16 protein-coding genes and 1 pseudogene are annotated in these 18517 nt (G+C 71.3%); 13 read left to right on the plus strand and 4 right to left on the minus strand.

Annotated features, from left to right (window positions below; all coding sequences use genetic code 11):
• Positions 1-30 precede the first annotated feature (30 nt).
• Together ACZ6K0_RS23080 and ACZ6K0_RS23085 are read left to right on the plus strand one after the other, a co-directional pair.
• Positions 31-930, plus strand: coding sequence for a universal stress protein (locus ACZ6K0_RS23080; protein ID WP_469230037.1), 900 nt, complete (start codon positions 31-33; stop codon positions 928-930).
• Positions 930-1664: a helix-turn-helix domain-containing protein gene (locus ACZ6K0_RS23085; protein WP_469230038.1), complete on the plus strand. Its 735-nt coding sequence runs from the start codon at positions 930-932 to the stop codon at positions 1662-1664. The genes ACZ6K0_RS23080 and ACZ6K0_RS23085 overlap by 1 nt, the downstream gene beginning before the upstream one ends.
• Before the next feature lie 24 nt (positions 1665-1688).
• Here ACZ6K0_RS23085 and ACZ6K0_RS23090 read toward each other — a convergent pair whose 3' ends face one another.
• Entirely contained in the window at positions 1689-2552 is an 864-nt protein-coding gene (locus ACZ6K0_RS23090; protein WP_469230040.1) for a universal stress protein, read from the minus strand.
• 225 nt (positions 2553-2777) lie between these two features.
• Here ACZ6K0_RS23090 and ACZ6K0_RS23095 point away from each other — a divergent pair, with 225 nt between their 5' ends.
• The 7 genes and pseudogenes from ACZ6K0_RS23095 to ACZ6K0_RS23125 all read left to right on the plus strand — a co-directional run bounded on the left by ACZ6K0_RS23095 (position 2778) and on the right by ACZ6K0_RS23125 (position 9768).
• Complete coding sequence (locus ACZ6K0_RS23095; protein ID WP_376404482.1) at positions 2778-3683, plus strand: universal stress protein; 906 nt, start codon at positions 2778-2780, stop codon at positions 3681-3683.
• Positions 3680-4501 (plus strand): annotated as a pseudogene (locus ACZ6K0_RS23100) (universal stress protein); the annotation flags it as partial. The gene ACZ6K0_RS23095 and the pseudogene ACZ6K0_RS23100, both read left to right, overlap by 4 nt.
• A gap of 273 nt (positions 4502-4774) precedes the next feature.
• On the plus strand, positions 4775-5188 hold the full coding sequence (locus tag ACZ6K0_RS23105) for a CBS domain-containing protein (RefSeq protein WP_376404478.1): 414 nt from the start codon (positions 4775-4777) through the stop codon (positions 5186-5188).
• A gap of 215 nt (positions 5189-5403) precedes the next feature.
• On the plus strand, positions 5404-5862 hold the full coding sequence (locus ACZ6K0_RS23110) for an Hsp20/alpha crystallin family protein (RefSeq protein WP_469230042.1): 459 nt from the start codon (positions 5404-5406) through the stop codon (positions 5860-5862).
• Positions 5859-6362 carry a flavodoxin domain-containing protein gene (locus tag ACZ6K0_RS23115; protein WP_469230043.1) on the plus strand — a complete coding sequence of 168 codons (504 nt, stop codon included), beginning with the start codon at positions 5859-5861 and terminating at the stop codon, positions 6360-6362. The genes ACZ6K0_RS23110 and ACZ6K0_RS23115 overlap by 4 nt, the downstream gene beginning before the upstream one ends.
• A gap of 48 nt (positions 6363-6410) precedes the next feature.
• Positions 6411-7001, plus strand: coding sequence for an Rv1733c family protein (locus ACZ6K0_RS23120; protein ID WP_469230045.1), 591 nt, complete (start codon positions 6411-6413; stop codon positions 6999-7001).
• Positions 6994-9768, plus strand: coding sequence for a cation-translocating P-type ATPase (locus tag ACZ6K0_RS23125; protein ID WP_469230047.1), 2775 nt, complete (start codon positions 6994-6996; stop codon positions 9766-9768). Before ACZ6K0_RS23120 ends, ACZ6K0_RS23125 begins: the two co-directional genes overlap by 8 nt.
• A 264-nt stretch (positions 9769-10032) precedes the next feature.
• Here the strand turns inward: ACZ6K0_RS23125 and ACZ6K0_RS23130 are convergent, their stop codons facing one another.
• Together ACZ6K0_RS23130 and ACZ6K0_RS23135 are read right to left on the minus strand one after the other, a co-directional pair.
• Entirely contained in the window at positions 10033-10686 is a 654-nt protein-coding gene (locus tag ACZ6K0_RS23130; protein WP_469230049.1) for a CBS domain-containing protein, read from the minus strand.
• Positions 10687-10793: 107 nt separating this feature from the next.
• Positions 10794-11312: an MBL fold metallo-hydrolase RNA specificity domain-containing protein gene (locus tag ACZ6K0_RS23135; RefSeq protein ID WP_469230050.1), complete on the minus strand. Its 519-nt coding sequence runs from the start codon at positions 11310-11312 to the stop codon at positions 10794-10796.
• A 176-nt stretch (positions 11313-11488) separates the two neighbouring features.
• Here ACZ6K0_RS23135 and ACZ6K0_RS23140 point away from each other — a divergent pair, with 176 nt between their 5' ends.
• From ACZ6K0_RS23140 to ACZ6K0_RS23155, 4 genes are all read left to right on the plus strand, one after another.
• A complete protein-coding gene (locus ACZ6K0_RS23140) occupies positions 11489-12568 on the plus strand; it encodes a zinc-dependent alcohol dehydrogenase family protein (protein WP_469230052.1) in 1080 nt (359 codons plus the stop codon).
• Positions 12568-13365, plus strand: a complete 798-nt coding sequence (locus tag ACZ6K0_RS23145) for an HAD family hydrolase (RefSeq protein ID WP_469230054.1) — start codon at positions 12568-12570, stop codon at positions 13363-13365. The genes ACZ6K0_RS23140 and ACZ6K0_RS23145 overlap by 1 nt, the downstream gene beginning before the upstream one ends.
• Positions 13362-15752 carry a glycoside hydrolase family 65 protein gene (locus ACZ6K0_RS23150; protein ID WP_469230057.1) on the plus strand — a complete coding sequence of 797 codons (2391 nt, stop codon included), beginning with the start codon at positions 13362-13364 and terminating at the stop codon, positions 15750-15752. The genes ACZ6K0_RS23145 and ACZ6K0_RS23150 overlap by 4 nt, the downstream gene beginning before the upstream one ends.
• Before the next feature lie 304 nt (positions 15753-16056).
• Positions 16057-17790: a sensor histidine kinase gene (locus ACZ6K0_RS23155; protein ID WP_469230058.1), complete on the plus strand. Its 1734-nt coding sequence runs from the start codon at positions 16057-16059 to the stop codon at positions 17788-17790.
• A gap of 6 nt (positions 17791-17796) precedes the next feature.
• On the opposite strand, the gene ACZ6K0_RS23160 is transcribed toward ACZ6K0_RS23155, so the two are convergent.
• Positions 17797-18483: a response regulator gene (locus ACZ6K0_RS23160; protein ID WP_376404457.1), complete on the minus strand. Its 687-nt coding sequence runs from the start codon at positions 18481-18483 to the stop codon at positions 17797-17799.
• Positions 18484-18517 lie beyond the last annotated feature (34 nt).

Genomic DNA, 18517 nt, shown 5'->3' on the forward strand with positions numbered 1-18517 from the left:
ACCTCACGAACCGGAAAGGCGGTGGGCACGATGGAAGCGCCCCTGGTGGTAGGAGTAGACGGGTCCGACGCCAGTCTCACGGCCTTGGACTGGGCCGTCGACGAAGCGGTACGGCAGGCGCTTCCCCTGCACATCGTCCATGCCTCCCTGTGGGAACGGTACGAGGGGGTCGCGCCGGCCGGGACCACGGACCGACCCTCGGGCCAGGTCCTCGCCGAGAACATCGCCGGCGCCGCAGCCGAACGCGCCCGCCGTCGTGCACCCGACCTGCCGCTCACCACGGCCGTCCTCGCCGAGGACGCGTCCAGCGCCCTGCTCAGGGAGGGGCGGGAGGGCACGATCCTCGTCGTCGGGTCACGTGGGCGCGGCGAGCTCTCCGACCTTCTGCTCGGATCCGTCAGCCTCATCGTGGCCGCCCGAGCCCACTGTCCGGTCATCGTCGTCCGCGGGGACCGGCAGGCCCTGGAAGCGCGCCACGGGCGCGTCCTGCTCGGCGTCGGCGAGCAGGACGTGGACTCGCCGGCCGTGCGGTTCGCCTTCCGCGAGGCGGCCGTCCGGGACGCGGAACTCGACGTCGTCCGCACCTGGCGCCGGGAGGCCCATGGACCGGCCGACCACCTGCTGATGAGGCGCGCCGGGGCGGCCTACTTCACGGAAGGGGCTTCCGAACTGCTCGACAAGGCCCTTGAGGCCGCTGCGTCCGAACATCCCCAGGTGCGCCTGCGCAGGAGCACGGTCGAGGGCCCCGCCCACAAGATACTGACCGAGCGCTCAGCCGCCGCCGACCTGCTGGTCGTCGGCTCCAGGCGCCGGGACGGGCTCGTCGGCCTGGAGCTCGGCAGGGTCGCCCACCGAGCCCTGCACCACGCCTCGTGTCCGGTCGCCGTCGTACCCCAGCGGCGCCCCGTGACCACGGAAGGAGACCAGTGATGAACATTCCTCGTGAGCCGCATTCCTCGCACGGTGAGCCGCATTCCTCGCACGCCAGCGACCTCGGCCGCCGCGTCGCATCGAGGCGCACCCGGCTCGGCCTGTCCTGGGAGGACGTGGCCGAACGGGCCGGCTCCACGCCCGGCTTCATCGCCTACGTGGAGGAGCAGATGGCCACCCCCGGGATCGAGTTCCTGGTCCGGCTTGCGAACGCTCTGGAGACCACTGTCCAGGATCTCACCGGGTACACGGCGGACCTCGCGCCCGGAGGAGCCCGCGCCGGGTACCGGGCACGGATGGAGGAGATCGGCGAGGCCGAGTGCTGGGAGCTGCTCGACGGCCACGGTGTCGGCAGGGTTGCCGTCGAAGGACGGGACGGGCTGATGGTGATTCCCGTGAACTACCAGGTCGTCGACGGGGACATCGTCTTCATGACCGCCGCGGACTCGACCCTCGCGCGCGCCTCGACGTCCGGCGTGGAGGTCGCCTTCGAGGAGGACCACCTGGACGAAGCCTTCAGCCAGGGCTGGAGCGTCCTCCTCGTCGGCCCGGCACGCACGGTGTCGGAGGAGACGGAAGTGCGGAGGATCAAGGACGCCGTCCACTCGGCGCCGTGGGCGGGGGACGGGCGGGACACCGTGGTGACCCTCTCACCGCGCCGAGTGACCGGACGGCGCATTCAGGTGCCCGGCGCGCCGTCGGGAACCGCTGACCCAGGGCTGTCCCGTGAGTGATCTCTGAGAGTGGTGCGCAGGCTCTCACGCCAAGGGGACGACGGCGACCGGCGCGGGACTGTGGTGGATCACGGCGTGGGCGACATGGCCCAGATGCGGGCCCAAGGGGACGTTCCGACTCCGGCGTCCCACGATGACGAGCTGCGCGGTCTGTGACGCCTCGACCAGCTGGTACGCGGGCGAGCCCACCACCGACTCGGCCTCCACTTCCACGCCCGCGAAACGCTTCCGCCACGGCTCCAGCAGGCCGTTCAGCCCCCCGAGGAGGTGGCTGCCCAGCTCCTCGCCGATCCCCGGGTCCACGGTGGCCGCGTAGCCGTACGAGGCGGGAAGCGTCCAGCTGTGGAGGAACCGCAGCGGCGTGCCCTTCCGGGCGGCTTCGGAGAAGGAGAACGCGAGCAGGGCTTCGCACGGGTGGTGGATGTCGACGCCCGCCACGATGCCCCCTTCGGGAGCTGCCCGGTCGTCCACCGCGCGTACGAGGACGACCGGCTGTCGGGCCGCGCCGACGACGGCGAGGGAGACCGAGCCGACGAGGAAGCCGCGGACGCCGCCGAGTCCGCGCGCACCCAGGACCGTCAGATCCGCCTTGTTCGCGGCGGCCGTCAGTTCCTCGGCTGCCTGGCCACGCGCGTACTCCGTGACGACCTCGAGGTCGGGATGGTTCTTCCGCGCTCGGTCCGTCTGCTCTCGCATCAACCTCTCGGTCTGCTCGTCATGGGCGAGTGTGCGGGCGTACGCAACGGGTACGTCCGGCATGCTCGGCCATTCCTCCACGTGCACCAGTCTGAGGGGCACTTCGCGCAGTACCGCTTGCGTCGCGGCCCAACGGGCGGCGGCGAGGCTTTCCTCAGAGCCGTCCAGACCGACGGTGACCTGGGCTGTCATGGCGTGCCTCCCTCGTCGAGTCCTTTCTGACCCGTCCCGACTCCGGACCGGACAGGACATCTCACATTTCAGATTGGTGCCCCGTCGCTTCCGGCAGCAGGGCCGGGCAGGCCTCGATCGGGGCCGAACGGCCCATCCCGAGGAGGCCCACCACGATGCCAGTGTGGGAGATGTCGCCCCTCGGGACGCGCTCCCGAGCCTCGGGTGTACCCCGGAGGAGGAGCCATGACCAGCGAGACCCCCGCCCGACCGGAGCTCGGCAACGTCGTCGTGGGAGTCGACGGGTCCCCCTCCGGGCGCGCGGCCGTGTTCTGGGCCGCCGACGAGGCGGACCGACGGGGAAGGCCCCTGCATCTCGTCCACGCCGCGGACACCGACCGCCGGGCGATCTTCTCCAACGCCGAGACGATCCAGGCGGTACGTGAAACAGGTCGCGACCTGCTGAACGAGACCGCGAGCGCGGTCCGAGACCGCTTTCCGGACCTTGCCGTCACGAAGGAGCTGGGCCGCCAGGAGCCGGTCGCCGGTCTCCGGGCGGCCGCCGGCCACCGGGGCACGATCGTGGTGGGCAACCGGGGGCTCGGTGGCTTCTCCGCGCTCATGCTCGGATCCGTCGGTCTGGGTGTGGCGGCCCGCGCCGAAGTGCCCGTGATCGTGGTCCGTGGTGACGGTGACCGTCCCGCGTCGGGCTCGGTGACAGCAGCCGTGCACGGTGCTTCGGATCTGGGCTGGCTGCTTGTCGCGGCCGCCGAGGCCGACGCCCGCAAGGCGGCGTTGCGGCTGGTGAGCGTCTGGAACGTGCTCACCCACGTCGGCAGTGTCGCGACCATGCTGGACGATCTCGACGGGATCGCGCGACAACGCGTGCACGAGATCAAGTCGCTCGCCGATCTCGCGCATGAGTTCTATCCCCAGTTGATCGTCAGCCATCACGTCGAGACGGGCACGAGCACGCCCGGGATCCTGGTGGAGGCGAGTGCCCACACCGATCTGCTGGTGATGGGCAGAGAACACCGCGCCCTGGGCGTAGGCCCCTCCCTGGGCCGAGTCGCCCACGTCCTGCTCCACCACGCCCACTGCCCGGTGGAGATCGTTCCACCTGCCTTCGCCACCCGGGTCGAGGAGACGTGAACGACATACTGCTCGGTGTCGACCCCCGGGAGCAGTCGGTTCCCGCTCTCGTCTGGGCCGCCGACGAGGCCGAACGAAGAGGACTGGTGCTCAGGCTGGTCGTCGCCGTACCGCCTGCCCACGACGGGCTCCGGTACGACGCGCCGGCCCACCAGAGCGCCCTGCGTAGCCGCGCGGAGTCGGCGATCGCCAACGCGGAGGACCTCGTCCGGGAACTGCACGACGGTCTGAGGATCGTGACGGAACGCGTGAACGGTGTGCCGGCGACCGTGTTGCGCGACATGGCGCGGCGCGCCGCACTCGTCGTCCTGGGCTCTCGCCGTCTCGGCAGGCCCGCCGAGATGTTCAGCGAGAGCTCCGTGGTCGTCCCCCTCACGGCACGGGCCGACTGTCCCGTCGTCGTGGTCCGCGCACCTGAGCACATCCCCGTGCACCCACCGACCGTCGTCGTCGGCGTGGACGGCAGCGAGTCCTCGCGGGCCGCGGTCGCCTTCGCCGTCGAGGAGGCGAGCCTGCGCGAGGCACGGCTGCGGGCCGTCTGGGTCTGGCCCCGTTCCCTCCTCGCTCACGACGACGGCGAAGAGGGGCTGGCCGAGCGGTGTCGGTTCCTCGCCGAGTCGGTGGCGGGCTGGGCGGAGAAGTATCCGGACGTCGCCGTCTCCCAAGAGGTCCTGCGGGGACACCCGGTCGAACAACTTGCCCTGGCGTCCCAGGAATCCCTCTCTCTCGTGGTCGGTCGCCGAGGTCGTGGCGGCTACTCCGGCATGCGCTTGGGCTCGACGGTTCACGGCCTGCTGCACCGTGCCCCGTGTCCGGTGATCACCGTCCCCCTTCCGCACCGCGAGCACCGGACCGGCGACCCGGCACGGGCCGACCGGTCCCGTTCCGGTACGACCGACCGGCCCGTGCCCGTGACCCCGCTCGGCACGGCGTCGGCCGAGCGGGTGCCAGGAACCACCAGCTGCCCACGGAAGGGCGATGGGGCGTCCCTGGCGCCCGGTTCACACCGTCAGGGTGTCGGCGCTCTTCCTCTGAACCCATGGGGAATCGGCTGGATCGTGAGCAGGGGGGCCGGAAAGGAGGACGCGGCCATGACGACCGCAAGAGAGATCATGCACTCCGGTGCGAGCTGTGTGCAGGAGAACGAGAACCTCATGGACGCCGCGCGCCGCATGAGCGAACTGGATGTCGGCGCGCTGCCCATCTGCGGGCCGGACGACCGGCTGCACGGCATCATCACCGATCGGGACATCGTGGTGAAGTGCCTCGCCAAGGGCAAGGACCCCCACCGGATGACGGCCGGGGACCTCGCCCAGGGCAAGCCGGTCACCGTGGACGCGGGAGCCGACAGCGAAGTGGTGCTCCGCACGATGCAGGACCACCGTGTCCGCCGCGTGCCCGTGATCGACGACCACCGCCTGGTCGGCATGATCAGTGAGGCGGACCTGGCGCGGCACCTGCCGGAGGAACGGGTGGGGCATTTCGTCGAGAAGGTCTGCTGCTGACAGCACTGGAGCCGTGGCGCCATGGGCCGGTCGGTCCAGGTGCGGCCCGTTCGGCCCCGTCGGACAGCCCCCTTGGACGCTGCGCCACGTGACCTCGCGGGCGGAGGATTGGGCTACGGAGTGAGACCGGCCCCGGTAACCCGGTCGACCGCCCGTCCGTACCGACTCGGGTCCACGGCGACCGCCCTGGGCCCCCGGGAACGAGGAGCAGAACAATGGCCGGAGGCAAGGTGGAACGCAGGCACAGCCTCTTCCCCGACTTCAACGACTGGTTCAACCGGGAGTTTCCGGGGCTGCCCGGGTGGCGACCCGCGACGGCTGCTCACTCCATTCCCGTGGAGGTGACCAGCGGTGACGGCGTGTACGTGCTGCGGGCCGAGCTGCCGGGGATGGACCCGGACGACGACATCGGCATCACCGTCGACGACAACCTCATCACGGTGAGTGCGGAGCACATCGAGAGCACGGAGGACAAGGAGCATTCGGAGTTCCGCTACGGATCGTTCCGCAGGACCGTGCGCCTCCCGGGCACGATCCCCGCCGACGACGTCGAGGCGTCGTACGCGGACGGCATCCTCACCATCCGCATCCCGATGCCCGACGAGGAGACCACGTCCGTTCGGACCGTTCCGGTGAAGCGGGGCGACAAGCCGGCCGAGGGCGCGGAATCATGAACGCCAAGCGTGTCCTGGTCGCCTATGGCAGCAAGGAGGGCGCGACCGCCGGAATCGCCGAAGAGATCGGCCGGACGCTCCGGGACGACGGCTTCTACGCCGTCGTTCTTCCGGCCGACACCGTCACCGACGTCAGCGGCTACGACGGAGTCGTCCTCGGCGGAGCCCTCTACGCAGGCCACTGGACCGGCAAGGCGCGACGGTGCGCCCGGCGCAACGCCGAACAGCTCAGGCACCGGCCTCTCTGGCTGTTCAGCAGCGGTCCCGTCGACAGTTCCGCGGAGCAGCACGACATCCCGCCCGTACGAGGAGTCGCCCGACGGATGAAGAAGCTCGGTGCTCGCGAGCACATGACCTTCGGCGGCGCCGTGACCGCCGGGACGTCGGACCCGATCGCACGCGCGATGGTGCGCCGGGGCAAGGGCGGCGACTTCCGCAATCCGGAACGCATCCGGGCATGGGCCCACCACATCGGAACGGAACTCGACGACACCCACTGAATCGGGCCTCTGACAGATGGGCGGGGCCACCCCGACGGGAGGTTCGGCATGCTCCACCACGAGCCGTCGGGGAGCGGGACCACACCGCCCAGGAGACTCGCAAGGCGCGCCGCCCTGGTCGTCGTGCTGATGATCGCTCTGATCTGCGGTGCCGTGGCCGCCGGGAGCCTTTGGGCGGCCGGAGCCAAGGCCGACCGGGAACTCGCCGTCCACCGTCATCGGGTGACCGCGACGACCACCGGGCCGGCCAAGGAACCACCCGTCGCCACCCGGTACGGCTCCAAGGCGCAGGCCGTCGCGCCGGCTGTGTGGGAGCAGCCCGAGCACGTCCGTCGGTCCGGCACCATTCACGTCCCGCTACGGACACCCCAGGGGCGCGCCGTGACGATCTGGGTGGACGACGCAGGGGCCCCCGCCCGGCCCCCGGGCAGGACTGCGGACCGCGCTCTCACCTCGCTCTCGGGCGGTATGGGGGCGGCGGGTGTGGTCGGGGTGACGGGCGCCGCCGTGGTCTTCCTCGTAGGGCAGCGGACCCGAGGTCACCGGCTCGCGGCCTGGGAACGCGAGTGGGAGCAGGTGGAACCCGTATGGTCCGGCCGACTCCGCCGCGGCAGCGGTGCAGGGGACGACGATGACTGACCGTGCCGACAGCCGTGCCACCCCGGAGCGGACCGCCGCCTCCACCGAGGCGCCGCCCTTCGACCCCAGCGAACCGCTGCCCCGGCTGCGTCGAGAACTCGCCACGGGGCCGGATGGTCTCTCGGCCCGCGAGGCCGCCCGGCGCCTCGCCGTCCACGGACCGAACGAAGTACGGCGCAAGGTGCGCTCCTCCTTCGTGCGCGAGCTGGTCGGGCAGCTGATCCACCCCCTGGCCCTGCTGCTGTGGGCTGCCGCCGCCCTCGCCTTCGTCGCGGACCTGGCGGTCCTCGGTTGGGCGATCATCGCGGTCATCGCCGTCAACGCGGCTTTCGCCCTGCTCCAGGAGCGTCAGGCGGAGCGGGCGGTGGAGACACTCGCCCGCTATCTGCCCGAGCACGCCCTCGCCGTACGCGACGGGCAGCCCCGCGTCGTGGAGGCCCGTGACCTCGTACCGGGCGATCTGATCCTCCTGGACGAGGGCGACAAGGTCCCCGCCGACGCGCACGTCACCGAGGGTGGTGTCGAGGTCGACCTGTCGATGCTCACGGGCGAGTCCGTGCCGGTGGAACGGATCGCCTCGGCCGGTGTCCTCGGCGCCCCGCTGCTCGAGGAGCCGAACCTCGTCTTCAGCGGGACGACCTGTGTCGGGGGCCAGGCGCGTGCCATCGTGTTCGCCACCGGGAACCACACCGAACTCGGTCGGATCGCCGCGCTCAGCCAGCGGACGCGACGCGAGGCGAGCCCTCTGGAACGGCAGGTCAAGCGGGTCGCGTGGCTCATCGCCGGCGTCGCGACCGGCATGGGCGTCGTGTTTCTCGTCCTGGGGGTGGCGGTCGGGCTTCCGGTCACCGACTCCCTGACGTTCGCCATCGGGCTGCTCGTCGCCAACGTCCCGGAGGGACTCCTTCCGACCATCACACTGGCGCTGGCCGTCGGCGTCCGCGCCCTGGCCCGCCGGGGTGCCCTGGTCAAACGGCTCAGTGCCGTGGAGACCCTGGGTTCCACGAGCGTCATCTGCACGGACAAGACCGGCACACTCACCCGCAACAGCATGCGTCTCAGGACGCTGTGGACCGTCGACCACGGGTCGGAGCCGGGCCCCTGGGCGGAGGAGTTGGCGAGGGCGGGCGCCCTGTGCACCACGGTCACGCGAGAATCCGACGGCGAACTGCACGGCGACCCCACCGAGGCCGCCCTGGTCGTCGGCGCCGCCGACCAGGGGGCTCCGCTCGACCTGGGGCGGCGCGACGCGGGACGGCGGGCGCTGTTCCGCTTCGACCCGCGGCTGCGCCTGATGTCGGTCGTGCAGGGAGGCGAGACGCGGGGCGGGGAGACGCAGGGCGGGGAGACGCGGGGCGGGGAGACGCGGGGCGGGGAGACGCGGGGCCCCACGCGGATCGTGGTCAAGGGTGCGCCCGAGGCGGTGCTGGACCGCCTCCTGCCCGGAACCGCGGCGGAATCGGCCCGCGTCGCGGCCGAGGACCTGGCCGGTGGCGGCATGCGGGTCCTGGCCGTCGCCGTACGCGACGTGCCGAGTGGCGCGGAGCTGCCGTCACGCCGTGAGGACGCGGAGTCGGGGTTGACCCTGCTCGGGCTCGTCGGGCTGTACGACCCGCCGCGCTCCGAGGTGGCGGAGGCCGTACGCCGCTGCCACGAGGCCGGGATCCGGGTACATGTCGTGACGGGCGACAACGGCGCCACCGCCGCGGCCGTCGCCCGGGAGGTCGGCATCGGAGTACCCCGCCTGCACGTGGTCGCGGCGTCGGAGTCACTGGGCGACGACGAACTGGACCGGCTCCTCGTGGAAGGAGACGACGAGATCGTCTTCGCCCGCTCCTCGCCGGAGACGAAGCTCAAGGTGGCCGACACCCTGCGGGAGCACGGCCGGATCGTCGCCATGACCGGTGACGGCGTCAACGACGCCCCCGCACTGCACCGCGCCCACATCGGGGTGGCCATGGGACGCTCCGGCACCGACGTGGCCCGAGAGGCCGCCACCATGGTGCTCACCGACGACGACTTCGCCACCATCGTGACCGCGGTCGAAGCCGGGCGCCGCGTCTACGACAACGTACGCAAGTTCATCGTCTACATCTTCGCCCACGCGACCCCGGAGATCGTGCCCTTCCTCGTCTTCGCGCTCTCCGCCGGCACGGTACCGCTCCCGCTCACCGTCCTCCAGATCCTCGCCATCGACCTCGGCACCGAGACCCTGCCCGCCCTCGCCCTGGGCCGGGAACGTTCCGAGCCCGGCATCATGCAGCGGCCCCCGCGACCGCGGCACCAGGGCGTGATCTCCCGCGACATGCTCATACGGAGCTGGGGGTACCTGGGCCTCATGTCTGCGGTCCTCGTCATGGCGGGCTACTTCTACGTGCTGTGGCGCGCGGGCTGGCAGCCGGGCGACCCCACGGGGACCGGCAGCCCCTTGCACCACGCCTACGTGACGGCCACCACGGCCACCTTCGCCGGCATCGTCACCTGCCAGGTCGGCACGGCGTTCGCGGCCCGCACCGACCACGCGGCGCTGCGCGACATCGGGGTGTTCTCGAATCCGCTGCTGCTCGCCGGCATCGCCTTCGAACTCGCGTTCACGGCCGCCCTGGTCTACGCGCCCCCGCTCCAGCACCTCTTCGGCACAGCCGCGCTGCCCTTGGACGTCGTCCTGCTCATCGCGACCTTCCCGGTCCTGGTGTGGGGCACGGACGAGCTGCGGCGCGCCAGGCGGCGCCGCCGTCGGCCGCCGTCCACCGTCCCTGGTTCGTGACCGCCCTGGTCGAGACGGAAGGGCGGGTAGGCCGCGATGAGCGCCAGCAGGGTGATCAGGCCGCTGCTCCACCATTCCGCGTGCACGCCGCTGGTGAAGAAGGCGATCACGAGATACTGGGGGATGGCGAGCAGGGGCAGGAGCCGTCACCTTCGCCGACGAGAGCTCCATGACGGGCCGGCCGTCGTACTCGACCAGCTTGTACGCCGCGTCCAGATTCGTGCGCGGCGGCCCCGTGACCTGTACCGGAGCGGCCGGACATGGCTATGTCCGCCCCTGGGCGGTGAGCTCGCATCGTACGTCCACCACGCCTTCGACGGCGCGGGCCAGGCGGGCTGCGAGCGGGATGAGCGCGCTGTCGCGGACCTGGCCGGACAGCGTCACGACTCCGGCGTCGACGCGGACGTCGACCCCGCGCTGAGAGAGCGGGAAGAGGTGCTGGACGACGTCGCGGCGCACCTCGGCGGCGAGATCCTCGTCGGGGCGGAGGAACACCTTGAGGAGGTCGGACCGGCTCACGATGCCCTGGATGACGCCGCTCGCGTCGACGACCGGCAGCCGCTTCACGCGATGGGCGGCCATGAGGCGGGCGGCCCTGGGCAGGGATGCCTCGGGAGCGACGGTGACCGGGGGCGAGGTCATCAGGTCCTCGGCCCGGCGATATCCGGCCTTGGCGGTGGCGTCGAGCCGTCGCATCTGTTCGACGAGGCCGAGGCGGTGGTCGTGGAACTCCTCCTTGAGGAGCAGGTCGGCCTCGGAGACCACCCCGACGACGCGGCCCTCGCCCTCGATGACCGGTACGGCCGTCACCTTCCAGCGCTCCATGGCGGCGACGATCTCCTTGAAGTCCGCGCCGGGCTTGATGGCGACGACCTTCTTGGTCATCACGTCGGCGACGGTGAACGGATGAGGTGACATCGCACTTTCCTTACCTGAGGGATCGGCGGGCGGGCGTTGTCGCAACGGCTGCGGTCCTGCCCAGGTAGGGCCGGGCAGGTCACAGCCCGGGGACCGTTGGGCCCGGGTCAGCGGACCAGGACGGCCTCCCCGGAGCGGGGTACGACGGCCGTCCAGCCCAGTTCGCGGTCGATGCGATCGCGCAGCGCCTCGGAAGCGGTCGGCTCGCCGTGGACGAGGTGGGTGGTGTGCGGGGGAGGAGCGTCGCGCAGCCAGTCCACGATCTGGCCCGCGTCGGCGTGGGCCGAGAAGTGGGGCACGTCGGCGACCTCGGCCCGTACGGGCACGTACTCGCCGAACATCTTGAGCGTCCGGACCCCGTCCACGAGGTCCCGGGCCCGGGTCCCCGCGGCGGCGAAGCCGACCACGACCACGGCGTCCACGTCCGCGGCGTCGCGGGCGAACCGCTCCCAGTTGCGGTGCCGCAGCTTCGCGAAACCCTGGAAGAGACCGCAGTCGAGGAGGATCCGCGCATGGTCGCTCTCGACCAGGAACTTGCTGCCGGTGACCGTCCCCACGCCACCCAGGAAACTGAGCAGGGCCGGCCGCGGGGGCGTGGGAGCGGGGTTCGGGGCTGCCTCGGACATGGCCGTCCCTCCTTCGGAACGTGTACCGGTCTCCACCCTCGCATCCTGAACCGGCCCGCCCCGAGAGTCCGTACGGGCACATCGGGGGGCCGACCGGCCCATGCGCCGCCCGGGTACCGGATGCAGCCTGGTGGACGAGGACCGCAGCGACGTGCGACAGGAAGTGGGTGGGCGCCATGAAGGCACTCGTCTTCCAGGGGCCGGGGCGTATCGCCTGGCAGGACATGCCCGACCCGGTCGTCGAGGATCCCGCCGACGCGGTCGTCCGCGTCGACGCCGTCACCATCTGCGGCACGGACCTGCACATCCTGAAGGGCGACGTCCCCGAGGTGACGCCCGGCCGGGTCCTCGGACACGAGGCGGTCGGCACGGTGGTGGAGACCGGAGGCGACGTCCGCACGGTACGGCCGGGCGACCGCGTCCTGGTCTCCTGCATCACGGCCTGCGGAAGGTGCCGGTTCTGCCGTGAGAGCCGCTACGGACAGTGCCGGGGCGGAGGCGGCTGGATCCTCGGCCACACGGTCGACGGCACCCAGGCCGAGTACGTCCGGGTGCCCTTCGCCGACTTGTCGGTCCACCCGCTACCGGACTCGATCGACGACTTCGACGCCGTCCTGCTTGCCGACATCTTCCCCACCGCCTACGAGGTCGGGGTCCTGAACGGCGCGGTGCATCCGTCCGACACGGTGGTCGTGGTCGGTGCGGGCCCCATCGGCCTTGCCGCCGTCATCACGGCGGGCTTCTACAGTCCCGGCCGTATCGTCGCCGTCGACCTGGCCGAGTCGCGGCTGAGCGCCGCCCGCGCCCTCGGCGCGGACGCCACCGTGAACGCCGAGGAAGGCCCCGAGCAGCTCGTCGCGGATCTGACCGACGGCCTCGGCGCCGACGTCGTCATGGAGGCCGTCGGTGTCCCTGAGGCGTTCGAGATGTGCACGCGCATGGTCCGACCAGGTGGCAGGGTCGCGAACATCGGAGTCCACGGCAAGCCGGCGACCCTTCACCTCGAAGACCTGTGGATCAAGGACGTCACGATCACCACCGGCCTGGTGGACACCTCGTCCACCCCCATGCTGCTGCGCATGATGGCCGCGGGGCGGCTGCCGTCGGCAGCACTGCTCACCCACCGGTTCGAGCTGGGGGAGATGGAGGAGGCGTACGACGTCTTCGGCCGCGCGGCCGAGACAGGCGCCATCAAGGTCGCGCTGGGCGGCCCGCAGCACACGGTCGTGAGCGTCCCCGACACGTCGGCGGCCTGATGACCCGACACGTCGGCGGCCTGATGAACGGCCGAGGCCCGGGATCTCGGCCGCCGGAGAGTGTCGTCCTCGACACCGACGGCGTACTGCTCGACTCCGCCGTCGTGCACGCGGCGGCGTGGAAGATCGCCTTCGACGCCTGCCTCGACCGACTGGCGCCCGACAACGGGACACAGCCTCCCTTCGACGCGGACGCCGAGTACCGCCGACTCGTCGACGGAAGATCCCGGTACGACGGCGCCGCGGCCTTCCTCACCGCCCGCGGCCTCCACCTCCCCCCGGGAGAGCCCCACGACGCCCCCGGCCACGGCACGGTCTGGGCCGTCGCGGCACACAAGGAACGGGCGTTCGTCGATCTGCTGCGTACGAAAGGTGTCATGGCCTTCGCCGACGTACGGCCCGCCCTCACGGCTCTGCGCACGGCGGGCGTGCCGTGCGCAGCCGTCTCCGCCTCCCGGCACGCCCGGACACTGATCCGTGCCGCCGGGCTCGCCGGTCTTCTCTCGGTGATCGTGGACGGCGAGGACTCCGCCAGGCTCGGCCTCGCCGGCAAGCCGGATCCCGCGCTTTTCCTGTGGGCGGCCGCTCTCCTGGGCAGTCGCGCCCAGGAGAGCGCGGTCGCCGAGGACGCAGTCGCCGGAGTCGCGGCGGCGCGTAGCGGCGGCTTCGGTCTCGTCGTCGGAATCGACCGCACCCCGCTGCGGAGCACCACCGCCCTCCTGCGGGAGCAGGGCGCCGACCTGGTTGTTCCCGATCTGGCCACGCTGGTCCGGAGCGTGTGGGGTGATCACGGGTGACCACCGGCTGGACATGGCGCTACGACCGGTACGCCCCGGAACGCGAGCCGCTGGTCGAAGCCCTCTGCACCCTCGGCAACGGCCGGTTCGCCACCCGGGGCTCCGCGCCCGAGTGCCCCGCCGGGACCACGCACTACCCGGGCACCTACCTGGCCGGCTGCTACGACCGGCGCACCTCGGTCGTCGCGGGCGAACGGGTCGAGAACGAGGACCTTGTCAACCTTCCGAACTGGACGCTGCTGCGCTACCGCTGCCTCCCGGACGACGGTCCGCCGGGCGAGTGGCTCACCCCCGACGCCGACGAACTGCGCCACTACGAAGTGCACCTCGACCTGCGTGCGGGCGTTCTCACGCGACGTCTGTTCTTCGAGGACGCTCATGGGCGGGGCCTGCGCGTCAGCCACATCCGCCTCGTTCACATGGGAGATCCCGGACTGGCGGCCCAGTGCACCCTCTTCCGCGCCTACGGCTGGAGCGGCACCGTCGAGGTGCGGTCCCTGCTCGACGGCGCCGTCACCAACGCCGGAGTCGAGCGGTACCGGCATCTCGAAGGGCGCCATCTCACCGACTTCCGGACCGGATTCGAGGCCGGCGGCGTCGCCTGGATCTCTTGCCGTACGTTCGACCCGGGTATCCGGATCGCCATGGCCGTGCGCACGGTCACCCGCCCCGCGCGGTCCGCGCGGGAGGCGGCCACTTCGGTCGGCACCGAACAGACGTACCACCTGCCGGTCGTTCCCCGCCGCTCGGCGATGGTCGTGAAGACCCTGGCGCTGCACACATCAAGGGACTGGCCCGCCGCCGACCCGATCAGGGCAGCTACTGACGTGATCGCTCGCACTCCGGCCTTCCCCCAGCTGCTCTCCGCCCACAGGGCGGCATGGCAGCGCGTCTGGGAGGCGGGCGAGCTGCATGTGCCCGGTGAGGCCGGCCGCATCCTGCGGCTGCACGTGTTCCACCTGTTGCAGACGCTGTCCCCGCACACGGCCGACCTCGACGTGGGCGTGCCTGCGCGCGGACTGCACGGTGAGGCTTACCGAGGACATGTCTTCTGGGACGAGCTCTTCGTCCTGCCCTACCTGAACCTCCACTTCCCCGAGGTGGCCCGGGCACTGCTCATGTACCGGCACAGGCGACTGCCGGCCGCTCGCGAGGCCGCCCGCCTCGCCGGTCATCAGGGGGCCATGTATCCCTGGCAGAGCGCGAGTTCGGGGCGAGAGGAGACTCAGGTCCTGCACCTCAACCCGCGCTCGGGGCGATGGTTGGCCGACCGATCCCGGCTCCAGCGCCATGTGGGGTCAGCCGTCGCGTACAACGTCTGGAAGTACGCACAGGCCACCGGCGACCGAGGATTCCTCCACTCGGCCGGGGCGGAGATCCTCCTCGAGGTAGCCCGCTACTGGTCCGGGGCCGCCACCTTCGACTCGGAGCTCGACCGTTACCGTATCCGCGGAGTCGTGGGACCGGACGAGTTTCACGACGCCTATCCCGATGCCACGACGCCGGGGATCGACGACAACGCCTACACCAACGCGACCGCCGCCTGGGTGCTCGCCCGCGGCCTCGACCTGCTCGGCGAACTGCCCGAGGCCCGACGCTCGGAGGTCTCGGAGCAACTGTCGCTGGACGACGATGAACTCGCTCGCTGGGAGGGCATTTCCCGCCGTCTGTACGTGCCCTTCCATCAGGGCGTGGTCAGCCAGTTCGAGGGGTACGGAGACCTGGCGGAAATCGACTGGGAGGCGTACCGGTCCCGGTACGGCGACATCCGCAGGCTCGACCGGATCCTGGAGGCCGAGGGCGACACGGTCAACCGCTACCAGGCGTCGAAGCAGGCCGACACCCTCATGCTGGGCTACCTGTTCCGGCCCGAGGAGCTGTACGGCCTGTTCGGCCGGCTCGGCTACGCGCTGGACGACGAGATGTGGCGTGCCACCGTCTCGTACCACCTGCGGCGCACCAGCCACGGCTCGACGCTGAGCAGTCTCGTCCACGGCTGGGTGCTGGCCCGGCAGAAGGGCGCCGACGCCTGGCGGTACTGCGAGGAGGCCCTGCTCGCCGATGTGGCCGACGTCCAGGGCGGAACGACCGGCGAGGGAATCCATCTCGGCGCGATGGCCGGCACGATCGACCTCGTCGAACGAGGGATCACCGGCCTGGAAACGGGACCGGAGGGGCTTCGAGTGGCTCCGGTGCCGCTGGCGGGGATCCCGCGGTTCACCTTCACCTTGTGCTGTGGCCGTCATCGGGGGGTGCGCCTGCGGATGCTTCCCGGGCGGCTGGCCGTCCGGGTCCCGGTCTCGACCGAGGGCCCGCTCGCCGTCGTGCTCCCCGGCGACCGGAGGGGCACTGTCGCACCCGGCCAGGAGCGTTGGTTCCGTCTGTGAGAGGCGGTTTCAGTCGAAGGTGAGCACCTCGGCGACGGGCCGGCGCGGCGTGGCCCGCCCCTGGGGGCCGTAGCCCAGGCGGATGATCATGTGGACGAAGCCCGTCGTGGAAGCGGTCCGGGACTTGCCGGGGGGCGGGCGCCGGGATCGCTCTCGCGTGCGCCCCCGCCGGATTCGTCGCGGCCCGCGCCGTACGGAACGCCCTCCACCCGGGCGGCCCGACAGGAACGGGTGGTTCATCCGGACTACGGTGAAAGTGCGCGCTTCGGGTGCAGCCCGTGCGCTCGATGCAGCCGGAGGTTCGATGGGCCGGGAGGACACCAAGCCCGCAGGTACACGGCTGCCACGGCTCCGACTCGACGAGCTGCTCGACGAGGTCCAGGTGCGTATCGACGAGGTGCGTGGCACCAGGGACCGGCTCAACGGGCTCCTCGAAGCCGTTATGTCCGTGGGCCGCGGACTCGACCTGCCGCAGGTGCTGCGCGACATCGTGGAGTCCGCCGTCACTCTGGTGGACGCCGAGTACGGAGCCCTGGGCGTCATCGGTGACGACCTGAAGCTCTCCGAATTCCTCCCCATCGGCATCGACGACGAACTCCGTGAGCGGATCGGCGCTCTGCCGTCCGGACACGGCATCCTCGGCGAACTGATCCGCAACCCGAAGGCGCTGCGCATCGCCGAGCTGTCCGAGCACCCGGCCTCGTACGGCTTCCCGGCCCATCATCCGCCGATGCACACGTTCCTGGGCGTCCCCATCCGGGTCCGCGACGAAGTGTTCGGCAACCTCTACCTCACGGAGAAGCGCGGAGGAGCCGACTTCGACGCCGAGGACGAGGCCGTCGTGACGACTCTGGCCGTGGCGGCCGGCATCGCCATCGAGAACGCCCGCCTCTACGAGGAGGGCCGCCTGCGCCAGCGCTGGCTGGCCGCCAGCTCCGACTTCACCAGTGCCCTCCTGTCCGGTGCGGAGGAGACCGAGGTCCTCGGCGGGATGCTGGAGCAGGCGGTGGACATCGCGGGCGCCGACATGGGGGTCTTCTACCTGGTCGGACCGGGCGGCGAACTGCGGGGCTCGTTGGCCAGCGGCGAGGGCGCCGAAACGCACCGGGGCGTCGTCCTCCCGAGCACCGAAGGAACCCTCGTCGAGGCCGCCCTCGCGCAGGACGGCCTGGTCACGGTCGCCGACGTCGAGAACGAACCGACCATCACGATGCAGACCGAACGGTGGAAGGGGTACGGACCGGCAGTGGCCGTCGCGGTCGGCACCAAGGAGCTGCTCAGAGGGGTACTGATCCTCGCGCGGTGTCACGGGCGGCCCGCCTTCACGACCGCCGAGGTCACCGCGCTTCCCGGGTTCGCGGGCCAGGCGGCACTGGCGCTCGAACTGGCCGACCGCCGTCGTGACGCCGAGCAGGTGAGCCTTCTGGAGGACCGCGACCGGATCGCCCGAGACCTCCACGATCTGGCGATCCAGCGCTTGTTCGCCACGGGGATGACGCTGCAGAGTGCCCGGCGCTTCGTCGAGCACCCGGAGGCCTTGGACCGGCTGACCCGGGCCATCGACGACCTCGACGCCACCATCAAGATCATCCGATCGACCATCTTCGGCCTACGGGAACACGACACCCCGGGAACCGCCCCGAAATTGCGAAAGCGCCTGGTCAAGGCCGTGGGTTCGGCGGCGGCGACGCTCGGATTCACTCCGGCGCTGCGTATGGAGGGCCTGCTCGACACCGACGTACCGACGGAAGCGGCCGGGGAGGTGCTCGCCGTCCTCGGGGAGGCCCTCACCAATGTGGCACGGCACGCCCGGGCCCGAAAGGCGGAGGTGTCGGTCGTGGCCGACGACGGCGTGCTGGTGGTAACGGTGAGTGACGACGGTGTGGGCATGCCGCACGGCGGAAGCCGCAGCGGATTGCAGAACCTGTCCGAACGGGCCGAGCGGCTGGGCGGCACGCTTTCGGTCCACGCGAGAGCGGCGCCCGGCAGCGGCACGGTCCTCGAGTGGAGGATCCCACTCCCGACCGAGCTGAAATGAAGGCTTCTACGTCCCCTCGGCGTCGTGCTCGTGGACCTGTGCGGCGATGACGGCCGCTTGTACGCGGCGTTCCACGCCGAGTTTGCCGAGCAGCCGGGAGATGTGGTTCTTGACGGTCTTCTCCGACAGATAGAGCCGCTTGGCGATCTGCCGGTTGGTGAGTCCCTCGCCGATGAGGTCGAGTACGGACCGCTCCCTGGCGGACAGCACCGCGAGCCGCTCGTCCTCCGGCGGCTTCGCCGCCTCGGGTTCGCGCAGCGAGTGCATCAGCCGGGCGGTGGTGGCCGGATCGAGCATCGACTGCCCGGTGGCCACGGTCCGTACCGCCGCCACCAGATCCGACCCCTTGATCTGCTTCAGGACGTACCCGGCCGCCCCAGCCATGATCGCGTCGAGGAGGGCGTCCTCGTCGTCGAACGACGTCAGCATCAGGCACGCCACGTCAGGCATCCGAGACCGCAGCTCCCGGCACACGGAGATGCCGTCCCCATCGGGCAGCCGCACGTCGAGGACCGCCACGTCCGGGCGTAGGGCGGGGCCCCTGGACAGTGCCTGCTCCGCACTCGCCGCCTCGCCGACCACGTCCATGTCGGGCTCGTCGTCGATCAGGTCACGAAGGCCCCGGCGGACGACCTCGTGGTCGTCGACGAGGAAGACCCGCGTGGGTGTGGCGGCTGCCGGCAGATCGGACATGGCGACCCCTGCGGTCGGTGGGTTCGTATCCGCC

The sequence above is a fragment of the Streptomyces sp. NPDC042346 genome (genome assembly GCF_055581845.1).